This window comes from Sulfurovum sp. bin170 (assembly GCF_010892395.1).
Lineage (GTDB): Bacteria > Campylobacterota > Campylobacteria > Campylobacterales > Sulfurovaceae > UBA1140.
The window spans coordinates 1-2,597 of the sequence record NZ_JAACKB010000101.1 but is presented as its reverse complement, the minus strand read 5'-3'; the positions used below and the strand labels follow the sequence as shown (position 1 = coordinate 2,597).

Genomic DNA, 2,597 nt, shown 5'->3' with positions numbered 1-2,597 from the left:
TTCAGGAGACAAGGAGTAAAGAGAGCTTATCTGATTTATATCAACTACTATTGGGTAATCCTCTTGGTGATATTATGAAAAAGTATAAAAAACTTATTATCTCAAAAGATGGAGCAGTACATAAAATTCCTTTTGAAGCACTATACAATTATGATAGTAAAAAATATCTCATAGAGGAGAAAGAGGTACTCTATGTACCTTCTGCCCAAGAGTTTAATCGACTTAAATATACAGAGACGGCATATACAAATAGTGGCAAGATTGTACTCTTTTCAAATCCAAATTTTCAAGCAGAAGTGGATAACAGGATGGATGAGTTAAGAGGTTCCAAGATTTTGGGATTGGATGATTTACCAGCTTTTCAAGGGATGAAAGGGTTTGAGAAAGAGGCTAATAGCATCATCTCCATTTTTCCAAACAGTACAATTAACTATGAGAGAGCAGAGGCATCTGAAGCAAATCTCTACAAGGTCAAATCACCCAAAATATTACACTTTGCAACACATGGTTTTTTTATAGATGACAAAAATCTCTCTTACTCAAATTTAAAATCAGGTATAGCGTTGAGTGGATATAATAGCTCAAGAAATGATGGAGAGAGCTATGAGGGAATAGTGACAGCATCAAAACTTCTAAAACTTGACCTAAAAGGGACAGAGTTGGTTGTCTTTTCTGCTTGTGATACAGGCGTAGGAGATATACACGATTCAGAGGGTGTAGAGGGGTTAAATAAAGTGGTAGTACAAGTTGGAGCCAAGAGAGTCATGATGAGCCTTTGGAGGGTTAATGATGAACAGACGGCTAAGTTTATGGGCTACTACTATCAGTTTCTAAAAGAGAAAAAAGGTTATGCAGAGGCATTAAGAGAGACTAAACTAAAGATGATAAAAGAGGGGCTAGAGCCTCGTTATTGGTCAGCGTTTGTCTTAAATGGAATTGATTAAAAGGATAGAGATGAAAAGATATGTAATAATACTTGGTTTGATACTTCAACCCTATGCAGTGGCAGATACAGCACCTACCGATATAAATAAGAGCATTGAATTCAAAGATGATGGAAAGTCTAATGATGAAGTAAAAAAGCAGTTTGAGAAGTTAACTCAAAATGAAACTATTTTAGGACTCCAAGTTGTTGAGAAAAAAGGTGAAACAAGAGCTGGGATAGACCATATCGCCTTAGATACAGAGGGTAATGAGATAGCTAAGAGCATGAGTGTTAAGATTGGAGCTGTAGAGGAGATTGCTATCTATTTGGACTTAACTAATGTGAAGAGACCTGTTACTATTATTTGTGGTGATTATGAGGAGACCACTAAAAGAGTAGAAAGAACAAAACTTATTAGGATTCCTGTTTCTAAAATTAAAGATGCTGATAAAATTATTATTAAAAATAGAAAAGGTAAAGTTGTGAAGAGTATTTTGATAAAGAGGTAAATTGAAAACAACCACTACATTCCACTAAGAATGAATGGTGACCAGTAGTAGGGATGCAGACCAACTTTTATCATCTCTATCTTGGTAGCCCTTAGTGCTTTGGCGTAATTATGGCTCTTTTGTGAGTTTTTATAAAAACTGCTCATAAGCTCCATAGTTTTCATATCATCCACCTCCCACAGACTCATCACCACATCTTTTGCCCCTGCTTGGATAAAAGCTTTTGAGAGTCCAGAGATGTTCTCTGTAGAGTCCAAATCAACCACTCCTGTGCTACAAGCAGAGAGTACAGCCAAATCAGTTCCCTTTAAATTTAGTCCTGAAAGTTTTAGTGCTGTTACAACTCCATAGTCTTTATCGTTATGAAACGCATTATAGTTTGCTCCACTAAGTACAATTCCTGATTTTAACATAGGGTTTGGGATATTTTTATCATTTATAAAAAATCCATGTGTTGCAAGGTGCAAAATCTTTGGCTTTTTGACCTCTAGCAGAGTTGTCTCATTTGCATCAGTTTGTGAATAGGAGATGACCTTGTTATCTTTTTTCAGTATCTTCTCTATCCTTTTTGCCTCCTCTATAGTACCTTTTAAGGCTCCAAACTTAAGTTCAAACAGCTCTGCTATATCATCTTGCTCTACCAAACGAGCTGTTCGCGTATCTGAAATATTTGCATCAAAGTTAGGATTGCTAAATATCACGGCTATATCTTCGCTTTTGTGCTGTTTTGAGTATCTAAAGAGTCGAACCAACTCTCTACCTGATGAGATATATCGGATGTTTTTCTGCTCTATCAGATACTTTTGGTCTTGCGTATCATACATCGCCTCAAATGGCATAGCTCTTAATGCTCCATCAGTAGAGATAATGAGGGAGCTTTTCTCTTTTAGTATATCCCCTAGAGGTTTCTGAATGGTTGCTTGGTAGAGTTTGGATAGTATCTCTTTGGAGTGTTTACTTTTTTGGGTAGCCAGTTTTGTATCTTTGACTATCATATCTATATTTGCTCTAAACGCTTTGATATAGCCATCTATCTCTTTAGAGCTGTTCTTATCTATGGCTATAAAGTTTACATTACTACTGCTATCAATGGTAAAGATGTAGTACTCTTTTTCTGTTTTAGCATAGTCGATATAGAGTTCATCTTTTTTGAGCTGTTTTGA

The 2,597-nt window shown here is 36.0% G+C and carries 3 protein-coding genes; 2 read left to right on the top strand and 1 reads right to left on the bottom strand.

Translation table 11 applies throughout. From position 1 onward, the window contains the following. Positions 1-944: CHAT domain-containing protein (locus GSY74_RS02380; protein ID WP_164663516.1), on the top strand; the 944-nt coding region annotated here is incomplete at its 5' end. Between the two features lie 10 nt (positions 945-954). Further along, entirely contained in the window at positions 955-1,434 is a 480-nt protein-coding gene (locus GSY74_RS02375) for a hypothetical protein (protein ID WP_164663515.1), read from the top strand. A 14-nt stretch (positions 1,435-1,448) separates the two neighbouring features. On the opposite strand, the gene GSY74_RS02370 is transcribed toward GSY74_RS02375, so the two are convergent. Continuing rightward, on the bottom strand, positions 1,449-2,597 hold a 1,149-nt coding region (locus tag GSY74_RS02370; RefSeq protein WP_164663514.1), incomplete at its 5' end, for a CHAT domain-containing protein.